Origin of the sequence: Streptacidiphilus anmyonensis (assembly GCF_000787855.1) — a bacterium.
GTDB classification, from domain to species: domain Bacteria; phylum Actinomycetota; class Actinomycetes; order Streptomycetales; family Streptomycetaceae; genus Streptacidiphilus; species Streptacidiphilus anmyonensis.
Window position 1 is genome coordinate 1 of sequence record NZ_BBPQ01000024.1, and the last position, 19,122, is coordinate 19,122.

Genomic DNA, 19,122 nt, shown 5'->3' on the forward strand with positions numbered 1-19,122 from the left:
CTTCAAGGGCCTCGTCGCCCTCGACGGCGCGGGCGGCGGCGGTGGGGCCGGCGGCGGGGCAGGCAGCAGCTACAGCCTCACCCCGGCCACGTTCGAGAACAGCCAGCGGCTCGGGGACGGCCTGGTGACCATCCGGTACACCGTGAAGGCCGCCAGCAGCACGACGCTGACCTCCAGTCCCAACCCGTCGCAGCCCGGGCAGACGGTGACCTACCTCGCCAGGGTGTCGGGTGCCGGTCCCGCCAGGCCCACGGGCGCGGTGACGTTCGCCGACGGCGGCACGCCGATCGGCACGGTGGCGCTGTTCCCCGACGGTGTGGCCCTGCTGACGCAGACCTACGCCGGCGCGGGCCGACACACCGTCACCGCCACGTACGCCGGCGACCGCGACTACGAGGGCAGCGCCAGCGCGGTGCTGACCCAGACGGTGCAGTGACCGTCGACCCGCTGAGGACATCCGTCACCGCGCCGGAGCCGGCTCCGGCGCGGCGGCCGGGGCCGCCGCGCGGCGGGGCAGCAGCAGCGGGGTCGCCAGCAGCAGCACACCGGCCAGGCCGAGAGCCGGGCGCAAGCCGAGCACGGCGCCCAGCACGCCCCACACGGCGGTCAGCGCGGCCGTCGACGCCTTCGTCGTCACCGACCAGGCGTTGAGCGTGCGCGCGACCCGGTCGGTCGCGGTCCGCTCCAGCCGGTAGGTGACCGAGACGGGGTTGTAGACGCCGCAGCAGAAGATCAGGCCGAGCTCGACGCCGATGACCAGGAGCAACCCGCCCGTTCCCGGCCCGATGAAGGCCAGCCCGACGGGCCAGAGCGCGCGCAGCGCCCCGAAGGCGACCAGCACCCGGCGCTGACCGAACCGGGTGACCAGCGGACGGGCCATCCGGGCGCCGATCAGCCCGCCGATGGAAGGCGCGGCGAAGGCGAGCCCGTACTGCCACGGCGCGAAGCCGAGCCGGCCGAGCAGCAGCACCGCCAGCAGCGGCTCGGCGCCCAGCACCAGGCCGTTGAAGAGGGCCGAGTTGAAGAACAGCGGACGCAGCTCCGTGTCGGCCAGGATGTACCGCCAGCCGTCGAGCAGGTCGCCGAGCCGCGCGCCCGCACCCTCGCGGCGTTCCGGCACCGGCTCCGCCGCGTCCTCGCCCGCGCCCGAGGCGCGGATGCCCAGGGCCGAGAGCAGGTAGCTGAGCGCGTCGGCCACCACGGTGGCCACCGGCCCGAGCAGCCCGATCATGGCGCCGCCCAGCGGCGGTCCGACGATCGTGGTCGTCCAGGCGGTGGACTCGAACCGGGCGTTGGCGACGAGCAGGTCCTCGGAAGGCACGAGCGCCTTCAGATACGCGCCGGACGCGGACCGGAAGGTGATGTCGGCCGCCGCGACGACGACGGAGACGGCGAGCAGTTGGACGAAGGTGAGCGCGCCCAGCGCGAACGCCAGGGGGACGGTCAGCAGCGCGGCGAAGCGCGCCAGGTCCATCGCGATGAGCACCGGCCGTTTGCGGCGGAACTCCACCCACGGCCCCAGCGGCACGGCCACGGCCGCGCCCACCGCTGTCCCGGCGGACGACAGCGCCGCGACCTCCGTCGGCCCGGCGTGCAGCACCCGGATCGCGATCAGCGGGAACGCGCCGAAGGCGAGCCAGGTGCCGAGGGCGCTGGTCCCGTAGGCTCCCCACAGCCAGGCGAACCGTCGGCCGAGCCGATGCCCGTTCCCTCGTCCCACGTCCACGCCCGCCGCCCCTTCGCCGCTCTCCACCCGCACCAGCCGAACCACATGCACAGCCCGCAGCGCCTGTGCCATCCGCACAACCGATCCGCGATCAGCAGCATCAAAGCGAGCACCCTACCTGCGGATCAAACAACCACCGGACCGCCTGGCCACAACCATCGGTTGTGCCCGTAGGCTGACGGGCATGGATCTCGACGCCGTCCGGACCTTCGTCGTCGCCGCCGACGCGGGCCAGTTCCAGGAGGCCGCCGCCGAACTGGCCGTCACCCAGCAGGCCGTCTCCAAGCGCATCGCCGCGCTGGAGCGCGGCCTCGACGTGCGGCTGTTCACCCGTACGGCGCGCGGCGCGCAGCTGACCATCGACGGGCAGGCGTTCCTGCCGCACGCACGCGAGCTGCTGCGGGTCGCCGAGCGGGCGGTCGCGTCCGTGCACGCGGCCCGCCGTCCGCTGCGCGTCGACGTGATCGCCTCGCGCAGCGGGCAGTCGGGTCTGATGCGGGGCTTCCACCGCGCGCACCCCGAGGTCGACCTCGACGTGGTGATGGTCTTCGACGTCGAGGCCGCCGTCGGCGCCATCCGGTCCGGCGCCATCGACGCGTCCTTCCGCGCCGTCGCCAAGCCCGGCGCGCCGCTGCCCGACGACATCGAGTCCGTCCGGGTGCTCGACGAGCCGCTGCAACTGCTCACCGGCCCCGGGCACGCGCTGGCGTCCGCCCGGTCGGTGACCCTCGCCCAGCTCGTCGGCCACCGGATCTGGATGCCCGGCATCGTCCCCGGAACCGAGTGGGCCGCCTACTACGACGACCTCGTCGCCCGGTTCGGCCTCACCATCGAGTCCACCGGTCCCAACTTCGGCTCCGACGCCCTCCTCGACACCGTCGCCGACACCCCGGCCCTGGCCACGTTCATGGGCGAGCACAGCCGGCTGGTGTGGCCCACCGGCCACGGCCTGCGGCGCATCCCCGTCACCGACCCGACACCCGTGTACCCCCACTCGCTCCTGTGGCACCGCGACAACCCCCACCCCGCGCTGGCCACGCTCCGCGCCCACCTCGCCGCCACGCCACCCGCGGTCGATGCGCCCGGCACCTGGACCCCGGACTGGGTGCACCGGCGCTGAGCGGAAACCGTTCGCGCGCCGACCGATGCTGCGATCATCGGAACCGGGGAGCGGACGGGACGTCAGGACCGTCACGGCGTCAGCGGTGTCAGGGATACCGGTATCAGGGACATCAGGGGGCTCGGGCATGGCGATCGGCGACTGGCAGTGGGACGAGACGCTGTTCGCGGGCGCGGCCGCGTACTACCGGCGGGGCCGCCTTCCCTACGCGCCGGGTCTGGCGCAGGCGCTCGGCCGCGCGCTGGACCTCGACGGCCGGGGGAGACTCCTCGACGTCGGCTGCGGGCCCGGCACCCTCGCGCTCGATCTCGCGCAGCTGTTCGCCGAGGTGGTCGGCGTGGACCCGGACCCGGGCATGCTGGTCGAGGCCGAGCGGGCCGCCGCCGACACCGGCCTGGGCGAGCGGGCGACCTGGATCCGCGCCCGCGCGGAGGACCTCCCGGGCGACCTCGGCGTCTTCGACGTCGTGACGTTCGGGCAGTCGTTCCACTGGATGGACCAGGAGCGCGTCGCGGCGACCGTGCTCGGGCTGCTGCGGCCGGGCGGCGCCTTCGTCCACGTCGCGGACCTGAAAACCGAGGACCAGAAGACCGCGGACCAGAAGACCGCGGACCCGAAGACGGAGACGCGCGACGCCGAGGGACTCCCGCATCCGCCCGTGCCCTACGCCGCCGTCGACGACCTCGTCCGCCACCACCTCGGACCGGTCCGGCGCGCCGGTCAGGGCACCCTCCCGCACGGCACGCCCGGCGGCGAGGCGGAGGTCCTGGCCCGGGCCGGGTTCGGCGGCCCGGAGCGTCTCGTCGTGGCGGGCGGCCAGACGCTGGAGCGCAGCGACGACGACGTGGTCGCCTGGGTCTTCTCGCTGTCGTCCTCGGCCCCGCACCTCTTCGGCGAGAGTCGTGACGCCTTCGAGGCGGACCTGCGGGCCCTGCTGACCCGCGCCTCCCCGTCGGGCCGGTTCTCCGAGCGTCAGCCCGGCACGGAGGTCCGCGTCTGGCGCAAGGAGCCTGCCCTGCCCGGGCCCTGACCGCCCGTAGGCACGGCCCCGCTACCCCCGGCCGGGCAGCCGGGCCGCCACACCGCGCAGCTCGTCGACTCCGAGCACCCGGCAGGCGAGGACGAAGACACCGAGCATCACGACCCCGCCGGCGGTCAGCGCGGACAGCGCCGTGCCTGTGGCCGATCCGCCGAGCACCGGGAACCCGCCGAGGCCGCGGGCGGCGGCCCAACCCGCGACGGCGGCGGACGTGGCCGCGGCGACGAGCTTGCCGTAGGTGCGCACGAGCCGCCTGCCGTCCAGCCGGCGCTCGAGGCGACGCCGCAGGCGGTGCGCCGTGATCAGGAGACCGACCCCGTAGGAGACCGCGTACGCGCCCGCCATCCCGATCGCGACCTGCCCGGTCGGCAGCCACAGGTGGCAGGCGGTGGCCAGCACGATGTCGGTCACCGAGATCCACACCGCCGTCCAGAACGGCGTCCTGGTGTCCTCGAAGGCGTAGAAGCCGCGCAGGAGCAGGTACTGGGCCGAGAAGGGGATCAGGCCGAGCGCGAACGCCCGCAGCATCTCGCCGAGCGGCTGGGCGGCGGCCGCGCCGCCGCTGCTGTGCGAGAAGAGGAGGACGGCTGTCTGCGGTCCGAACGCCAGGAAGAAGAACGCGGCCGGGACGATCACCACGCCCGTCGTCCGCAGCGAGCGGGACAGGTCCGCGCGCGCGTCGTCGAGTCGCCGCTCGGAGACGGCCCGGCTCATCCGCGGCAGCATCGCGGTCACCAGGGACACAGTGACGACCGACTGCGGCAGCATCCAGATGTTCTGTGCGAAGAAGTAGGCGCTGTTGCCCGCGTCGGCGTGCGGCGCGGCGGCGTCGACCGCGTTCGCGTACCGGGTCACCACGGCCAGGGCGACCTGGTTGACCAGCACGAACAGCAGGGTCCAGCGCGCGGCGGCGAGGCTTCGCCCGAGTCCTGTGCCGCGCCAGTCGAAGCGCGGCCGGAAGGAGAAGCCCAGCCGGCCCAGCGCCGGCAGCAGGCACAGGGCCTGCAGCGCGATCCCGACGGTCGTGGCCGTCCCGAGCAGGGCCACCTGGCCGGAGGTGACGTGCCCTCCGCCCTTGCGTTCGAGGGTGATGTACAGGCCGAACATGCCGATCAGCACCACGTTGTTGACCACCGGCGCCCAGCCCATCGCGCCGAACCGGCCGCGGGCGTTCAGCAGTTGACCGAGCATGAAGAACAGACCGTAGAAGAAGACCTGCGGCAGCAGGAACTGGGCGAAGGCGACGGTCAGCGCGAAGTCGTCTCCGCCCGCGGAGCCGCCCCCGCTGCCGGCCGCCTTGCCGCCGTGCCCCGGCGGTGTCAGCAGCGCCACGATCTGCGGCGCGAACACCACGGCGAGCACCGTGCCGAGAGCCAGCACGCTCAGCACCATCGTCATCAGCCGCTGCTCGTGGGCGCGGCCCCCGTCCGCGTGCTCGTCGCGTGCCCGGACCAGCTGCGGGACCAGCACCGAGTTGAGCGCCCCGCCGATCATCAGCGTGTACAGGCTGGTCGGCATGGTGTTCGCGGTGTTGTAGGCGCCGGCGTCGGCATCGAGGCCGAGAGCGGCGCCCTGCAGCACCAGCCGCAGCATTCCGGTGGACCGGGACGCCACCGTGCCGAGCGCCAGCAGCGCGGACGACCGCGCCACCGTGCCGTCAACTGGTCCCCGCCCGCCGCTCCCGCGGCGTCTGGCGTGCCGGCCGCGCCCCCGCGGACGTTCGAGCCCCTGAACCTTCGACGCGTCCTCCGTCATGATCACAATCTAGGGGAGCGCGCGGCACGCCGACGGTGCGTGCCCGGATCACCCGGAGATGTCCTCCAGGACCTCCAGCGGCGAGCCCACGGGGTGAGCCTCCTTCAGCGGCTCGGTCAGGTGGACGACATAGGGACCGTTGCCCCGGCAGCTGTCGATGCTCACGACCTCCTCCTCGATCCGGGCCCGGCAGGGGACCGGCACCGGCGCGGTGATGGGGAGGTTGTGGTTGCGCCAGTGGATCGGGTCGGACGGGTGCGCCGTGGTGACGGGTGCGACGGCTGAGGCGAGCACGGGGTTCATGGCCGAGCAGCGTACGCGTCGACGGTGTCTCTGGGGAGTCCTCAGAGAGGGACTTTTGCCTGGTGAGACGCCTGTGACGGGTGCATGGCGGATGCCCCGCGCGGAACTGGGCCGCATGGTTTGGAAGTTGACGTTCCGGCCCGATGGGGCCTGCTGGCCGGTGATCCAATTGTGACTCGCCGTTGTCCTGCGCGTCGCTTCGCGTGACGGGCGACGGGGTGGCGACGGGGTGGCTGGGAGGCCCCGATATACCCCGGCGGGGGCGTCCGGTGGCCCCGGCGTCGGCGACACGCCCTCATGTCCTTCGTTCGGGTGGTGCTGCCGGGCCTCAGTGGAGTTGTGCGCTGGGCGGGTAATACGGTCACGGCGTGATCGCGGACCTGACGCCGGCCGACCTGGTGGCGGACCCGACCGACTGCCTGCCCATCTTCGAGGAGCGCGTGCGCGCGGAGCAGCGTCGGCTGGCGCTGCTGCAGGAGGTCGTCCGGGAGCTGAGAGGCATCGAGGAGGCGCGCAGTCGGCTGCAGGCGCTCCTCGACGGCGACGCGTCGGGCCTCGACGCGTCCGACGACGCCCTCGTCGCGGCCCCGGGGATTCCCCGGGCGCGCGTCTCGCTGGTGCACCAGAACGGGGTGCGCCACGCCGGCTCGTCCGGGTCGTCGGGGCGGCAGTCGGGCTCGTCCGGCTCGTCGAGGTCCGAGGCCGGGCGGCGCGGGCGTCCGGGGCGTCATCTGGACCGGGCGCTGGAGGTGTTGGCAGCCGAGCCGGACCGGCGCTTCAGTGCTCCCCAGATCGCCGCGCTGATCGGCGCCGACGCCGACTGGCTGCGGTTCGTCCTGCACAGCGCGGCCAACCGGGGTCTGGTGCTGCGCCACTCGCAGTCCCGCCCGATGGGCGGGCGTGGCCGTCCTGTGGTGATCCAGTTCAGCGCCGCCCGTCCGGAGCTTCCGAGCCGCGCCTGAGCGCGTCCGCGCGCCTGCTGGCAGCCCTGCGTTTGCTAATACCTTTAGGCAATTGCATACTAGCCATAGCTCAAGGGAAGAAGGTTGAAGCTATGGCTCGGGTCGGACTCAGCGCGGAGCGCCTCACGCTCGCGGGTGCGGAACTGGCCGACGAGGTCGGCTTCGAGCAGGTGACCCTCTCGGCGCTGGCCCGGCAGTTCGACGTGAAAGTCGCCAGCCTCTACTCGCACCTGAAGAGCTCTCACGAACTGAAGACCCGCATCGCGCTGCTCGCCCTGGAGGAGCTCGCCGACCGCGTCAGCGAGGCCGTCGCCGGCCGCGCCGGACGCGACGCCCTCGCCGCCTTCGCGGACGCCTACCGCGACTACGCCCGCCGGCACCCCGGCCGCTATGACGCGGCCCGCTTCCGCCTCGACCGCGAGACGGCGGCGGCCAGCGCCGGTGTGCGCCACGCCCAGATGACGCGCGCCCTCCTGCGCGCCTACGACCTCGACGAACCCGACGAGACCCACGCGGTGCGGATGCTCGGCAGCGTCTTCCACGGATTCGTCAGCCTTGAGGCGGCGGGCGGCTTCAGCCACACCCCCGTCGACGCGCAAGCCTCCTGGGAGTGGACGCTCGACTCCCTCGACGCCGTGCTCCGCGCCCGCGGCACCGGCACGGCCGCCCCCTGACGACGCGCACCAGCCCTGCGCCCGCACGACGTGACACGACGCCACGACGCCACGACTTCACGACGACACGACGACACGACGACGAGAGCCCGAGCCGCCGCCATGCACGACGACGCCCCTGACCTGACCACCACCCCCGTCACCGAGGACCTGCTCCGCGGCCACCTCGACGTGGAGCGCACCGCGCACGGCCTGCTGCCGCACCGCCTGCCCGCCTGGGCCAGGCGGCAGCTGCCCGACGAGCAGTTCGCCATGGTCGAGGCCCAACCCTCGGGCGTCCGCCTCGCCTTCCGCACCCGGGCCACCGTCGTCGAGCTCGACACGCTGCCGACCAAGCGCGCCTACCTCGGGCTGCCCGCGTCCGCCGACGGCGTCTACGACCTCGTGGTCGACGGCCGCCTGACAGCGCAGACCGGTGTTCCGGGCGGGAACCTCCGCGTCATCGACATGTCGACCGGCTCGGCCGAGCTCCAGCCCGGCCCGCCCGGCACGGCGCGGTTCACCGGTCTGCCGCCGCACGACAAGCAGGTCGAGATCTGGCTGCCCCACAACGAGACCACGGAGCTGATCGCCCTGCGCACCGACGCTCCCGTCCTCCCGGGATCGGACACCGGCCGCAGGCGGTGGCTGCACCACGGCAGCTCCATCAGCCACGGCTCCAACGCCGCGGGCCCGACCACGACCTGGCCCGCCCTCGCCGCCGCCGCGGGCGGCGTCGAACTGACCAACCTCGGCTTCGGCGGCAGCGCCCTGCTCGACCCGTTCACCGCCCGCACCATGCGGGACGCGCCGGCCGACCTGATCAGCGTCAAGATCGGCATCAACGTCGTCAACGCCGACGCCATGCGCCTGCGCGCCTTCGGTCCGGCCGTCCACGGCTTCCTCGACACCATCCGCGAAGGCCACCCGACGACGCCGCTGCTGGTCGTCTCCCCGCTGCTGTGCCCGGTCCAGGAGGACACCCCCGGCCCGCTCGCGCCCGACCTCAGCTCGGGAACCCTGCGGTTCAAGGCCACCGGCGACCCGGCGGAGCGCGCGGCCGGACGCCTCACGCTGACCGTGATCCGCGACGTGCTCGCCCGGATCGTCTCCGACCGGGCGGGCGACGATCCGAACCTCCACCACCTCGACGGCCGCCTCCTCTACGGCTCGGCCGACTACGAGGAGTTCCCGCTCCCGGACGAGATCCACCCCGACCCGGCCGGCCACCGCCGCATCGCGGCGAACTTCGCCCGCCACGCGTTCGGTCCCGGCGGTGCCTTCTCGGGCTGACGGCCTCATGCGCTGACGCCTCACGGGCTGACCGCCTCACCGGCTGACGGCCGCTGCGCGTCACCCGGGGCGGCGGGCGGGGGCGCGCAGCTCGGCGGCGAGCGTCGCGAGGACGGCGTCGGAGGACTCCTGGGTGAGGTAGAAGTGGCCGCCGGGGAAGGTGTACTGGGTCGTCGGGCCCGCGGTCACCTCGGCCCAGCGGGCCAGTTGGGGCGGGGTGGCGTGGTCGTCCGCTCCGCCCAGGAGGGTCAGCGGGCAGTTCAGCAGCGGCCCTGTCGGCGGGGTCGCCCGGAACGAGTCGCAGACGCCGTAGTCGGCCCGCAGGACCGGCAGGATGAGCGAGAGCAGCTCGGGCTCGCCGAGGACCTCCTCCGGTGTGCCGCCCATCTCCCGCAGATCGGCGACCAGCTCCGCGTCGCTCCACTCGGCGCGCCCCGCCTTCGGCTGCTCGGTGCCCGGGCCGCCGACGCCGCTGAGCAGCAGCCGCTCGGGGGCGGGGTCTCCGAGGCGCGCGGCCGTGAGCGCGACACCGTACGCCAGCAGCGCGCCCATGCTGTGCCCGAACAGCGCGTAGGGGCGGCGGTCCGCGCCGAGCCACTGGCGCAGCGCCGCGTAGAGGGAGGACAGTGCGGTGGTGTAGTCCCCGAGCAGCGGCTCGTTGTAGCGGGCCTCGCGGCCGGGCAGGTTGACGGCGGAGACCTCGATGTCGGCCGGCAGCTGAGCGGCCCAGGGGCGGTAGAAGTGCGGCCCCGCCCCCGCCGGGTGGAAGCAGAGCAGCCGCAGCCGGGCCGCCGGGCGCGGCGCGACGGTCTGCAGCCACGGGGTCGGCGCGCTGCTGGGCGCGGTGCTGAGCGGGGTGCCGGGCGGAGTGAACATCGGGTGGGCGTCCTCGGGCGGTCGGCGGAGCGGAAAGTCGGAGCGGAGAGTCGGAGCGGGAAGGGCGGTGGCGATGTCAGCCGGCCCCGAAGGCATCTCGCGCCCGAAGTGATCATGCCGCACGCGCGGGCGCACGCCGACCGGCGCCGGGTCCGGCCACTGCCATTCTCGGCGGCCCGGGGGAGCGCGCAGGCAACAACCGGTCAACGCGGAGGGGCCGGGCGATGACGCGCCACGGACCCGCTCCGCGCCGGACGACTACGATCTGCTACTTGCGCGGTCACAGCAGCGCAGGTTAAGGATGTTTTGTGCTGAGACGCCACCGCGGTGCTTCCACGCACCGTGACCGCGGTGCGCTGTCGGAGCGGGAATCGCGCGGCTTGCGCAGGATCTTCTCCGTCCGGACCCTCGCCGGGCGGATGTTCCTGACCGAACTGCTCATCGTGCTGCTGCTCGTCGCCGCCGGAGTGACGGCGATGGTGCTGCAGGCACGCTCCAGCACCGCCAACGACGCCCGTCGGGTCACCCGGGGGGTCGCCGAGTCCTTCGCGAGCGCGCCCGGACTGCCCCAGGAGCTGCAGAGCGCGCACGCGTCGACGGTGCTGCAACCGCGCGCCGAGGCGGTGCGGCAGGCGACCGGGGTGGACTCCGTCGTGGTGTTCAACACCTCGTTCGTCCAGCTGACCTCCCCCTACCCGGACTACGTCGGACGTCCCTACCAGCCCCCCGCCTACGTGCAGAAGGACGTGCTGCCCAAGCTGTTCGCCGGGCAGACCGTGACGTTCCAGCTCAACGAGCCCGGCTTCAACTCGATCGCGACCGCGGTGCCCGTCTTCGACGCCGCGCACAAGCCGCTGGGCGCGGTCGTCGTGAACATCACCGTCGGCCGGGTCAACGCGCTCGTGGACAGCCACCTGCCGGTGCTGCTGGGCGGCGCGGCGGCCGCGGTGCTGCTGGCCGCGGCGGGCACGGCCTACGCCTCCCGCCGGCTCCAGCGGCAGACGCGCGGGCTCGGCCCGACCGAGCTGACCCGGATGTACGAGCACCACGACGCGGTCCTGCACGCCGTGCGCGAGGGCGTGCTGATCATCGGCGGCGACGGACGGCTCATCATGGTCAACGACGAGGCCCGTCGCCTGCTCGACCTGCCGGCCGACGCCGAACAGCGGCCGGTGGCCGCGCTCGGGCTCGACACCGCCACGACCGCGCTGCTGACCTCGCCCGAGAGCGAGGAGATCACCGACGGCATCCACCAGGCCGGCGACCGGCTCCTCGCGGTCAACAAGCGCCCGACCGCGCCGTACGGCGGGCTTCCCGGCTGCGTGGTGACCCTGCGCGACACCACCGAGCTGCACGACCTGACCAGCAGGATCGAGGCCGCGGGGGAGCGGCGCCAGCTGCTGTACGAGGCGGGCATGCGCATCGGCCGGACCCTGGACATGACCCGCACCTGCGACGAGCTCGCCGAGGTCGCGATCGGCGGCGGCTTCGCCGACACCGTCACGGTCGACCTCGTCGACGCGGTCACCCACGGCGAGGAGCCCCCGCAGGACCTCGGCGCCGCCACCCGCCTCCTGCGCCGCACCACCTTCCTCGGCCCGCCTGCCTCCGCCGCGGACGCGGATGCCGACAGCGCGGCACCGGGGGCACACGGCGGGCCCGCGCGCGCCGGCTCCGCACCGGATCGCCCGGGGCCGGGCGGTGCCGAGCCCGGCCGCGCCGGTGGGGGCGGCGCTCACGGGACCGGCGACTCCGTCGCCTCCGCACCGGGGCAGCCTGTGGCCGAGGGGCCCAGGTCGGCCGGGGTTGAGCCTGACAGCCGCGCGCCCGGTGAGCGCGGCTCCGCGCCCGGGAGCCCGGGGTCGGGCGGCCTCATCTCCGGCGGGCCTGAGCTGGGCGGCGGGGAACCTCGCGGTGTCGAGCCCGGCAGCCCCCCGCCGGGGCGGCCTGCGGCCGAGGGGCCCGGATCGGGCGGCTTGGGGCCCGCCGGGCCGGGGGTCGGAAGCTCCGCGCCGGTCGGGGCGGCGGTGACGGTGGCCGCAGGGAGTCCGCAGGCGCGGGCCGCGACCAGCGACGAGGCCGTTCCCGACGCCCACCACGGCACGGTGACCGCGCCGCTGCGGATGCGGGGCGGTCTGCTGGGGCTGGTCGAGTTCCGGCGGGCCGCCGGGAGCCTGCCGTTCGACGCCGACGACCTGCTGCTGGCGCAGGACCTCGCGGCCCGTGCCGCCGTCTCCATCGACAACGCCCGCCGCTACACGCGCGAGCACGGCACCGCCGTCGCGCTGCAACGCAGCCTGCTGCCGCAGAGCCTGCCCGTGCGGACGGGTCTCGACGTCGCGCACCGCTACCTGCCGGCCAGCGCCGGCGTCGGCGGTGACTGGTTCGACGTCATCCCGCTGCCCGGCTTCCGCAGCGCGCTCGTGGTCGGCGACGTGGTCGGACACGGCATCAACGCAGCGGTCGCGATGGGGCGGCTGCGCACCGCCATCCGGACCTTCTCCGCCCTGGACCTGCCGCCGGACGAGGTGCTGGGCCGGCTCGACGAGCTGGTGTCGCAGCTGGACGAGGAGTCCACCGACGTCAACATCACCGGCTCCACCTGCGTGTACGCGGTCTACGACCCGGTCGCGGGGGTGTGCACACTCTCGCGCGCCGGGCATCCGGGGCCGGCCGTGCTGCGGCCGGACGGCACCGTGGACTACCCGGAGGTCGCCGTCGCCCCGCCGCTCGGCGTCGGCGGCTACCCGTTCGAGACCACCGAGATCCCGCTCGAGCCGGGATCCCAGCTGCTGCTCTTCAGCGACGGACTCGTCGAGAGTCGCGGGCAGGACATCGACCACGGCCTCCAGGGCCTGCGGCGGGTCCTCGAAGGCCGCAGGCCCCGCACGCCCGAGGAGACCTGTGCGGCCCTCCTCGGGCCCGCCTCGGGGCCGGGGGCCGGGCTGGCGGCGCGGGCCCGGGACGACGTGGTGCTGCTGGTGGCCCGCACCGACCTGCTGCCGGCCGAGCAGGTGGCCGAGTGGGACGTGCCGAGCGACCCCGCCGCCGTCGGGCCGGTGCGCAACGCCTGCGTCAAGCAGCTGGCGGAGTGGGGGCTGGAGGAGATCTCCTTCAGCACCGAGCTCATCCTCAGCGAGCTGATCACCAACGCCATCCGCTACGGCGCGCCCCCGGTCAAGGTCCGGCTGCTGCGCGACACCAGCCTGGTCTGCGAGGTCTCCGACGCCAGCAGCACCGCGCCGCACCTGCGCTGGGCCGCGACCACGGACGAGGGCGGGCGCGGCATCTTCCTCGTCGCGCGGCTCGCCCACCGCTGGGGCACCCGCTACACACCGGAGGGCAAGGTCATCTGGTCGGAACAGCCGCTCACCGAGGGGCAGTCCCTGGACGGCCTGCTCGCGGGCTTCGACGAGCTGTGACCGGCGACCGGCCACCGGCGACCGGCGACCGCGCGGTGAACCGCAGTCGTCCGGTCGGGTGCGGAACGGCGCGTCAACGTCCGCGCGGGTTCGCCCCACCCGCGTCCGGCCGGCGCGGGAGGGCGATCGCCGGGGCCTCGGGCGGGACCGGGACCCGACTGAAGACGGCGCTCTGCAGGGCGCGCAGACGCGCGGCGGTGTCGTCCGTCAGACCGGGCCGCCGCAGCCGCTCGTAGGCGGTGTGCGTCACCACGGTGGCCCGGTAGCTGTCCGGGGTGTGGAACTGGAGCTCGAACAGCCCGCGCGCCGCACCGGGGCGCGGCTGCCCCTGCCACACGGTGTTGACGCCCCGGTATCCGCCACGGGACTCCCGCCAGAAGTTGCGGAACCGGGCACTGTCGAAGCCCGCCGCCAGCAGGCGGGCCAACGCCCGCTCCACACACGGGGCATAGCGGTCGGGATCCACGCACAGCGTGTAGCGCAGGGCGTCGTAGCTCTGCGCGAACACCTCCTCGGCGGTCCGGACCGGATGCCGGCGCAGGCTGAGGGCGACCCGCCGCTTGAGCGAGTGCTCGGACTTGACGCGGTACTCGAGGCCGACGAGCCGACCGTCCCCGACGAGGTGGACGAGCGTGCGCACCGCCGCCGTGACGGCCGGTTCGGACGCCGCCATCCTCGCCAAGTGGACGTCGACGAGCCGGTTCTGTTCGGGCGTCAGCAGCAGGCCGCCCGAGCCCTGCCAGGACCCGTCCCCGAGGTTGCGGCCGTCCGCCCCGCTCCCGTCCCGTCTCCCGCTCCCGTCCCCGCCCTCGTCGTCGCCGTCTGGGGCCTCCTCGACGGGAGCGGCACTGGACAAGGCGCGCCCCCTTCACGTGGTCCGGCCGGTGACCTCCTGACGCGATGGTAGGACGGCGCGCGTGCAGCCGACAGGCCGCGCCGAGGCGGTGGCAGGGCTCAACGGCAGGCGGGGGAGAGGACCGCGGCGATGCGCGGGAACCCCAACTCTCTGGGGTGCGCCCGGGGCGGCTGGGGGCTGTGACGGCCGCTCACGCGACGGCCGCTCACGCGACGGCCCCTCACGCGGCCGGCCGGGGAGCGGCCAGCGGCGGCGGGCGGCCCGGGTCCGAGGGACGGCGCGGGGACGTGAGCGCCGGTCGGTCCGGGTGGTCGGGCCACAGGGCCGCCAGGTCCAGCAGGGTCTGCCACAGGGCCCGGGCCCGTTGCTCCTCGACCGGCAGGCCCGGCGGGGCGGGCCGGTGTTCGGCGAGCTGGAGGTAGGCCTCGATGCCGAGTACGGCCTGTTCCACGGTGCGCAGCCGCCTGGCTGCGGTCGCCGCCGCCCCGGCGGCCAGGGGGCCCGCGGGCACCGCGTCACCCAGGCGGGCGCGCAGGAACGACGCAAGGATGTCCAGTTCGTTGCGGGTCATCGCCTTCACCTTCTGACGGACGGCGACCACGCGCCAGGGGAGCAGGGGGAGGGCTGCGCGGCTGGGGTGCTGCATAGCCTGAGCCCGCGGACCCATCCTGTCAACCTTTGCGCGAAACACATGTCCGTCTTCGCGATACGTGAAACAGATGTCCTATGATGGGGGTATGGAACAGATGCCGGGGCCGCGATCCAGCTGGACCTTTCTGACCAACCACGCCCGGGTGCTGGTGCAGATCGCCCGGGATCCCGGGGTGCGCGTGCGCGACATCGCCGCTCACTGCCTGCTGACCGAGCGCGCCGTCCAGCGCATCATCACCGACCTGGAGCAGGGCGGATACCTCACCCACACCCGCGTCGGGCGCGCCAACCGCTACCAGGTCACCGCCGCCTCCCCGCTGCGGCATCCGGCCGACGCCGGTCCCACCGTCGCCGACCTGCTGGCCCTGCTCGCCACCCACCCGACAAGCGGCGATTCCGTCGGCGGCGAACCGCCGACCACCGAGGCCACCGAGGCCACCCAACCCACTGGGGCCACCCGGCCCACCGGGGCCGCCGACGCACTGCGGGGCCGGGCCGCGCCCAGCTCCGTGTGAACCGGGCGGCGGGCGCTCGCGCCGTCCGCCCGAAGCCAGCCGTTTCGAGGAGGGAAGACACCGTGACCGCGGGAGTTCCTGAGCCGACCGATCTGCCCACCATCGCCTGCGACCCGGTCACCCTGGACCTGCTCGAGGTGCGCGCCCTCACCGACGTGCTGTTCGTCCGCCTGCGGGAGCTGGAGGAGGGCACCGCCGAGTACTCGTACGTGCGCAACACCCTGGTCGAACTCAACATGAGCCTGGTGCGCGCCGCGGTCCAGCGGTTCGCCCACCACAAGGAACCCGTCGAGGATCTCATGCAGGTCGGCGTCGTGGGCCTGATCAAGGCCATCAACGGGTTCGACAACGGCCGCGGGGTCGAGTTCGTCACCTACGCGCTGCCTACCGTCACCGGCGAGATCAAGCGCTTCTTCCGCGACGCCAGCTGGTCCGTCCACGTCCCCCGCCGCCTGCAGGAACTGCGCCTCCAGCTCGCCCGCGCCGACGACGCGCTGGAACAGGAGCTGGGCCGCGAACCCACCCCCGCCGAGCTCGCCGACCGCCTCGGCGTCACCGAGGACGAGGTCGCCGAGGGCCGGATCGCCGCCGACGCCTACACGGCGGGAACCCTGTCCGCCCCCGCCGGCGACGAGGACGACGGCCCGCTGCAGCGCCGCCTCGGCGCACCCGACCGGGACCTGGAGAACATCGTCGACCTGACCGCGCTTCGCCAGATTCTGCCCCGCCTGCCCGAGTCGGACCGCCGCCTGCTGAGGCTGCGCTTCGTCGAGGACCTCACCCAGGCCCAGATCGGCGAGCGGATCGGCTGCTCCCAGATGCACGTCTCGCGTCTGCTGAGTCGCGTCCTTTCCGGCCTTCGGGAGGAACTCGAGGGCCGTTGACGCGCCCTCCCGGCCGTCGGCGACCAGCCGGGGCCGCAGGCACAGGTGAGCATCCGTCAGAAAGGCGGTCATCCATGGAGTGCGCTGACATCCGGGAGTGGCGGCAGCACGACGTCGTCGACGAGGGCGGCAAGAGGATCGGCACCCTGGAGTCGGTCTACGTCGACACCGCCACCGACGAGCCGTTCTTCGCGACCGTCACGGTCGGCCTGCCCACCAAGCGGCGCCTGGTGTTCGTGCCGCTCGCCGGCGCGGTCGTCGGCCCCGGGTACCTCAGGGTCGCGTTCGCCAAGGGACAGGTGAAGGGCGCGCCCGCCATCGACGTCGACGGCGTCCTGCCCGCCGAGGAGGAGCCCGCGGTCTTCGCCCACTACGAACTCGAATACTCCACCGGGGCGAGCGGCGAACGCCGCCTGGCCCGCCGCTGAGCCCCGGGGCTCAAGAGGACAGCTGAAAGGAAGAGGGAAGTGCCATGGTCTGGGTCCTGCTGCTCGTCCTCGCCGCAATCGTGCTCGGCATCGTCGGCGCGGTCGCGAAGGGACTGCTCTACCTGCTCGTCATCGGCGTCGTGGTCTTCGCGGTCGCCCTGCTCGTCAGCGCCCTCCGCCTGCGTCGCGGCGGTCGGCGGCCCGTCCGCTGAAGCTGCTGTCGACGCGCTGTTCCGACCGGCGTTCCTCCTGTTCGGTCCGGTTCGGCGAGGTCGTCCAGGAACCGCCGGTCGGCGCGCGTGAGGGGCGGGGCGTACAGGCCGGTGTCGACCGCGACGAACGCGGCCAGGCCGAGATCGTTCGGACCCGGGGCGCGCGCCCGCGAAGCGTCGCGGCCGACGGCGCCGACGGGCGCGCTTCGCGCAGCAGCCCGGGCCGCCGCCAGGGGACCGGCACTCCGCCGGCCACCCTTCCAGCGGGTGGACGGCGGCCGGGCCCGCGCGGGTGGTTCACCGTTTCGGCGTCGGCACACGTGCCCGGGCGGGCGGCTCGGGAGTGACGGTCCTGTGAGAGCGCCTGCCCGCTTCGCGGCCGCGCATGCGCGTGCCACCGCTGTCCGAGGCCGGGTGACCCGTCGTCACCGCGCGGCCGACCGGAAGGGGACGCGTTCGGAGAAGGCCCTGCCAACGGGGGGTGACAGGGCCTCCGCCAACTAGCTTACGGCACAACCGGCTTCGACTGATGACATGCTGCGGCCAAAGAGCACATCCGCTGGTGGGGCGGGGCCGGGCAAGTGCCCGCCCGTACGGTTCGCCCACGCCTGCTTGTCCGGTCCGGAGTGGGACGCCCGCGTCCGGCCACGCCTAGGGTCGCCCGAAATCGCCGCAACCGGGAGTGCGATGCGACAGCGGCGCGACCGTGAGTGCAGGGAGAGGGGAATCGGTGAACTGGCTGATCCATGACTACCGCGAGGACGACCTGGCCGCCGTCGTCCATCTGATCGACAGCACGGCCGAACTCGGGCAGGAGTCGGTCTTCTCGCTGGCGGAGTGCATCGCGGCGCTGACGGCCCGCCAGCCCGCCGTGGTCGCCGTGCACGGCGGCGTGCCGGTCGGCGCGGCGCTCGCGCAGGTGGCGGGGGAGCGGGCGTGGGTGATGCGCATCGCCATCCACCCGGCCTGGCGGGGACGCGGGCTGGCCAGCGCGCTCCTGCGGGAGCTGGAAAGGCGGCTGGTCGAGGCGCGGGTGCGCCGCATCGCCTACGTCCTGCCGCAGGAGGAGCTGCTCGGCGACGGCCTGCACAACGCCGGGTACGTGCGGCGGCCGGCGGCCGCCTACTTCGAGAAGGCGGAGCCGGCCGCCGGCCGGACGGCCGACGTCCTCGCGGAACTCGGCGGCAGAATGCTCCCCGGCGACCTGTGGAGCAAGGTCGCCGGCATGGAGGCGGAGAAGACGCTGATCGAGCGTCGGGTCGTGCTGCCGTTGGCCGAGCCCGAGCGCGCGGCCCGCCACGGGGTCCGGCCGCCGCGTGCGATCGCCCTGTTCGGTCCGCCCGGCACGGGCAAGACCACCTTCGCCAGGGCGGTGGCCTCCCGTCTGGGCTGGCCCTTCGTGGAGCTGCTGCCGTCCAGGCTGGCGGACGAGGGCAGCCTGGCGGCCGGGCTGCGGGAGGCGTTCGCCCGCATCGCCGAGCTGGAGCGGGTGCTGGTCTTCATCGACGAGGTCGAGGAGATCGCGCCGCTGCGCACGGGCGCGTCCGGGATGCACGGCGTCACCAACGAGCTGCTGAAGCTCATCCCGGGGTTCCGGGAGCACGACGAGCGGCTGCTGGTCTGTGCGACCAACTCGGTCCGCTCGCTGGATCCGGCGTTCCTGCGCCACGGGCGCTTCGACTACGTGATCCCGATCGGCACGCCGGACGAGGTGGCCCGCAAGGCCATCTGGTCCCGGTTCACGGAACTGGGCGAGGACGGGCGGGTGGATGTGGACGTGGACCTGGACGCGCTGGTCGCCGCGAGCGAGCTGTTCACGCCCGCCGACATCGAGCACGCGGCCCGTACCGCCGCGCAGGCGGCGTTCGAGCGCGACCTCGCGACGGACGGCGCCGAACCCGCCGAACCCGCCGAGTCCGCCGAGCTCGCCGTGCCGGTCGGCGCCGGCACGGCGGACTACCTCGCCGCGATCGGGCAGTGCCGTCGCACCGTCACCGGCGCCATGGTGGAGGAGTTCACGGCGGACATCTCCTCCCACGCGCGCGTCTGAGACTCCTGCACGCGGTGAGTGACGCGGTCGGTCAGGAGCGCGCGTCCGTCAGCCAGTGGTCGAGCAGGTCGTTGCGGAACTTGCCCGCCGGGTCGAAGCTCCGCGCGAGCGCGGCGAAGTCGCGCAGCCTCGGGACGGCCTCGGCGAGCCGGCTCGGCGGGCAGGAGAAGACCTTGCCCCAGTGCGGGCGTGCACCCAGCGGCAGCAGCGCCTCCTCGACCGAGGCGACCAGCGGCGCGACCCGGGCCGGGTCCGCGATCCAGGTGAAGTGCAGGGCGACGCTGTCGCGTCCGTAGGCGGGGCTCAGCCAGAGGTCGTCGGCGGCGACGGTGCGGATCTCCGAGGTGTGCAGCGCCGGGGCGAGGCGGGTGCCGAGG

The 19,122-nt window shown here is 74.1% G+C and carries 19 protein-coding genes; 12 read left to right on the forward strand and 7 right to left on the reverse strand.

Annotated features, from left to right (window positions below):
• Window positions 1-436, forward strand: a 436-nt coding sequence (locus TR50_RS21060) for an Ig-like domain-containing protein (RefSeq protein ID WP_042423727.1), incomplete at its 5' end; no start/stop codon positions are given.
• A gap of 24 nt (window positions 437-460) precedes the next feature.
• Here TR50_RS21060 and TR50_RS21065 read toward each other — a convergent pair.
• Entirely contained in the window at window positions 461-1,726 is a 1,266-nt protein-coding gene (locus TR50_RS21065) for an MFS transporter (protein WP_236654511.1), read from the reverse strand.
• A 184-nt stretch (window positions 1,727-1,910) separates the two neighbouring features.
• On the opposite strand from TR50_RS21065, the gene TR50_RS21070 reads away from it, so the two are divergent.
• Both TR50_RS21070 and TR50_RS21075 read left to right on the forward strand, forming a co-directional pair.
• Complete coding sequence (locus tag TR50_RS21070) at window positions 1,911-2,846, forward strand: LysR family transcriptional regulator (protein ID WP_042423730.1); 936 nt, start codon at window positions 1,911-1,913, stop codon at window positions 2,844-2,846.
• A gap of 127 nt (window positions 2,847-2,973) precedes the next feature.
• Window positions 2,974-3,876: a class I SAM-dependent methyltransferase gene (locus TR50_RS21075; RefSeq protein ID WP_042423733.1), complete on the forward strand. Its 903-nt coding sequence runs from the start codon at window positions 2,974-2,976 to the stop codon at window positions 3,874-3,876.
• 21 nt (window positions 3,877-3,897) lie between these two features.
• On the opposite strand, the gene murJ is transcribed toward TR50_RS21075, so the two are convergent.
• Complete coding sequence (gene murJ, locus TR50_RS21080) at window positions 3,898-5,640, reverse strand: murein biosynthesis integral membrane protein MurJ (RefSeq protein WP_042423736.1); 1,743 nt, start codon at window positions 5,638-5,640, stop codon at window positions 3,898-3,900.
• 48 nt (window positions 5,641-5,688) lie between these two features.
• Entirely contained in the window at window positions 5,689-5,943 is a 255-nt protein-coding gene (locus TR50_RS21085; protein WP_042423738.1) for a hypothetical protein, read from the reverse strand.
• A 368-nt stretch (window positions 5,944-6,311) separates the two neighbouring features.
• On the opposite strand from TR50_RS21085, the gene TR50_RS21090 reads away from it, so the two are divergent.
• The 3 genes from TR50_RS21090 to TR50_RS21100 all read left to right on the forward strand — a co-directional run bounded on the left by TR50_RS21090 (window position 6,312) and on the right by TR50_RS21100 (window position 8,851).
• Window positions 6,312-6,905: a hypothetical protein gene (locus tag TR50_RS21090; protein ID WP_042423741.1), complete on the forward strand. Its 594-nt coding sequence runs from the start codon at window positions 6,312-6,314 to the stop codon at window positions 6,903-6,905.
• Between the two features lie 92 nt (window positions 6,906-6,997).
• A complete protein-coding gene (locus tag TR50_RS21095) occupies window positions 6,998-7,579 on the forward strand; it encodes a TetR/AcrR family transcriptional regulator (RefSeq protein WP_042423744.1) in 582 nt (193 codons plus the stop codon).
• Window positions 7,580-7,681: 102 nt separating this feature from the next.
• Window positions 7,682-8,851: a GDSL-type esterase/lipase family protein gene (locus TR50_RS21100; RefSeq protein ID WP_042423747.1), complete on the forward strand. Its 1,170-nt coding sequence runs from the start codon at window positions 7,682-7,684 to the stop codon at window positions 8,849-8,851.
• Between the two features lie 60 nt (window positions 8,852-8,911).
• Here the strand turns inward: TR50_RS21100 and TR50_RS21105 are convergent, their stop codons facing one another.
• Window positions 8,912-9,727, reverse strand: a complete 816-nt coding sequence (locus TR50_RS21105; RefSeq protein WP_052441153.1) for a thioesterase II family protein — start codon at window positions 9,725-9,727, stop codon at window positions 8,912-8,914.
• A gap of 380 nt (window positions 9,728-10,107) precedes the next feature.
• Between TR50_RS21105 and TR50_RS42720 the strand changes: the two genes are divergently transcribed.
• Complete coding sequence (locus TR50_RS42720) at window positions 10,108-13,149, forward strand: SpoIIE family protein phosphatase (protein WP_052441154.1); 3,042 nt, start codon at window positions 10,108-10,110, stop codon at window positions 13,147-13,149.
• Between the two features lie 73 nt (window positions 13,150-13,222).
• On the opposite strand, the gene TR50_RS21120 is transcribed toward TR50_RS42720, so the two are convergent.
• Both TR50_RS21120 and TR50_RS21125 read right to left on the reverse strand, forming a co-directional pair.
• Complete coding sequence (locus TR50_RS21120) at window positions 13,223-14,005, reverse strand: hypothetical protein (protein WP_052441155.1); 783 nt, start codon at window positions 14,003-14,005, stop codon at window positions 13,223-13,225.
• 220 nt (window positions 14,006-14,225) lie between these two features.
• The gene (locus tag TR50_RS21125) at window positions 14,226-14,576 is read right to left on the reverse strand and encodes a hypothetical protein (RefSeq protein ID WP_152648524.1); all 351 of its coding nucleotides are present in this window, start codon (window positions 14,574-14,576) and stop codon (window positions 14,226-14,228) included.
• A gap of 166 nt (window positions 14,577-14,742) precedes the next feature.
• Between TR50_RS21125 and TR50_RS21130 the strand changes: the two genes are divergently transcribed.
• From TR50_RS21130 to TR50_RS21145, 5 genes are all read left to right on the forward strand, one after another.
• Window positions 14,743-15,171, forward strand: coding sequence for a helix-turn-helix transcriptional regulator (locus tag TR50_RS21130; protein ID WP_063775113.1), 429 nt, complete (start codon window positions 14,743-14,745; stop codon window positions 15,169-15,171).
• Window positions 15,172-15,233: 62 nt separating this feature from the next.
• Complete coding sequence (locus tag TR50_RS21135) at window positions 15,234-16,055, forward strand: SigB/SigF/SigG family RNA polymerase sigma factor (protein WP_042423753.1); 822 nt, start codon at window positions 15,234-15,236, stop codon at window positions 16,053-16,055.
• Between the two features lie 74 nt (window positions 16,056-16,129).
• Window positions 16,130-16,483, forward strand: coding sequence for a PRC-barrel domain-containing protein (locus TR50_RS21140; RefSeq protein WP_042423756.1), 354 nt, complete (start codon window positions 16,130-16,132; stop codon window positions 16,481-16,483).
• 44 nt (window positions 16,484-16,527) lie between these two features.
• The gene (locus tag TR50_RS47615; protein WP_162837965.1) at window positions 16,528-16,695 is read left to right on the forward strand and encodes a hypothetical protein; all 168 of its coding nucleotides are present in this window, start codon (window positions 16,528-16,530) and stop codon (window positions 16,693-16,695) included.
• A 730-nt stretch (window positions 16,696-17,425) separates the two neighbouring features.
• Window positions 17,426-18,745, forward strand: a complete 1,320-nt coding sequence (locus TR50_RS21145) for an ATP-binding protein (RefSeq protein ID WP_042423759.1) — start codon at window positions 17,426-17,428, stop codon at window positions 18,743-18,745.
• A 31-nt stretch (window positions 18,746-18,776) separates the two neighbouring features.
• Here TR50_RS21145 and TR50_RS48995 read toward each other — a convergent pair.
• Window positions 18,777-19,122 (reverse strand): D-arabinono-1,4-lactone oxidase (locus TR50_RS48995; RefSeq protein WP_042423762.1); only part of this gene is annotated, 346 nt, incomplete at its 5' end.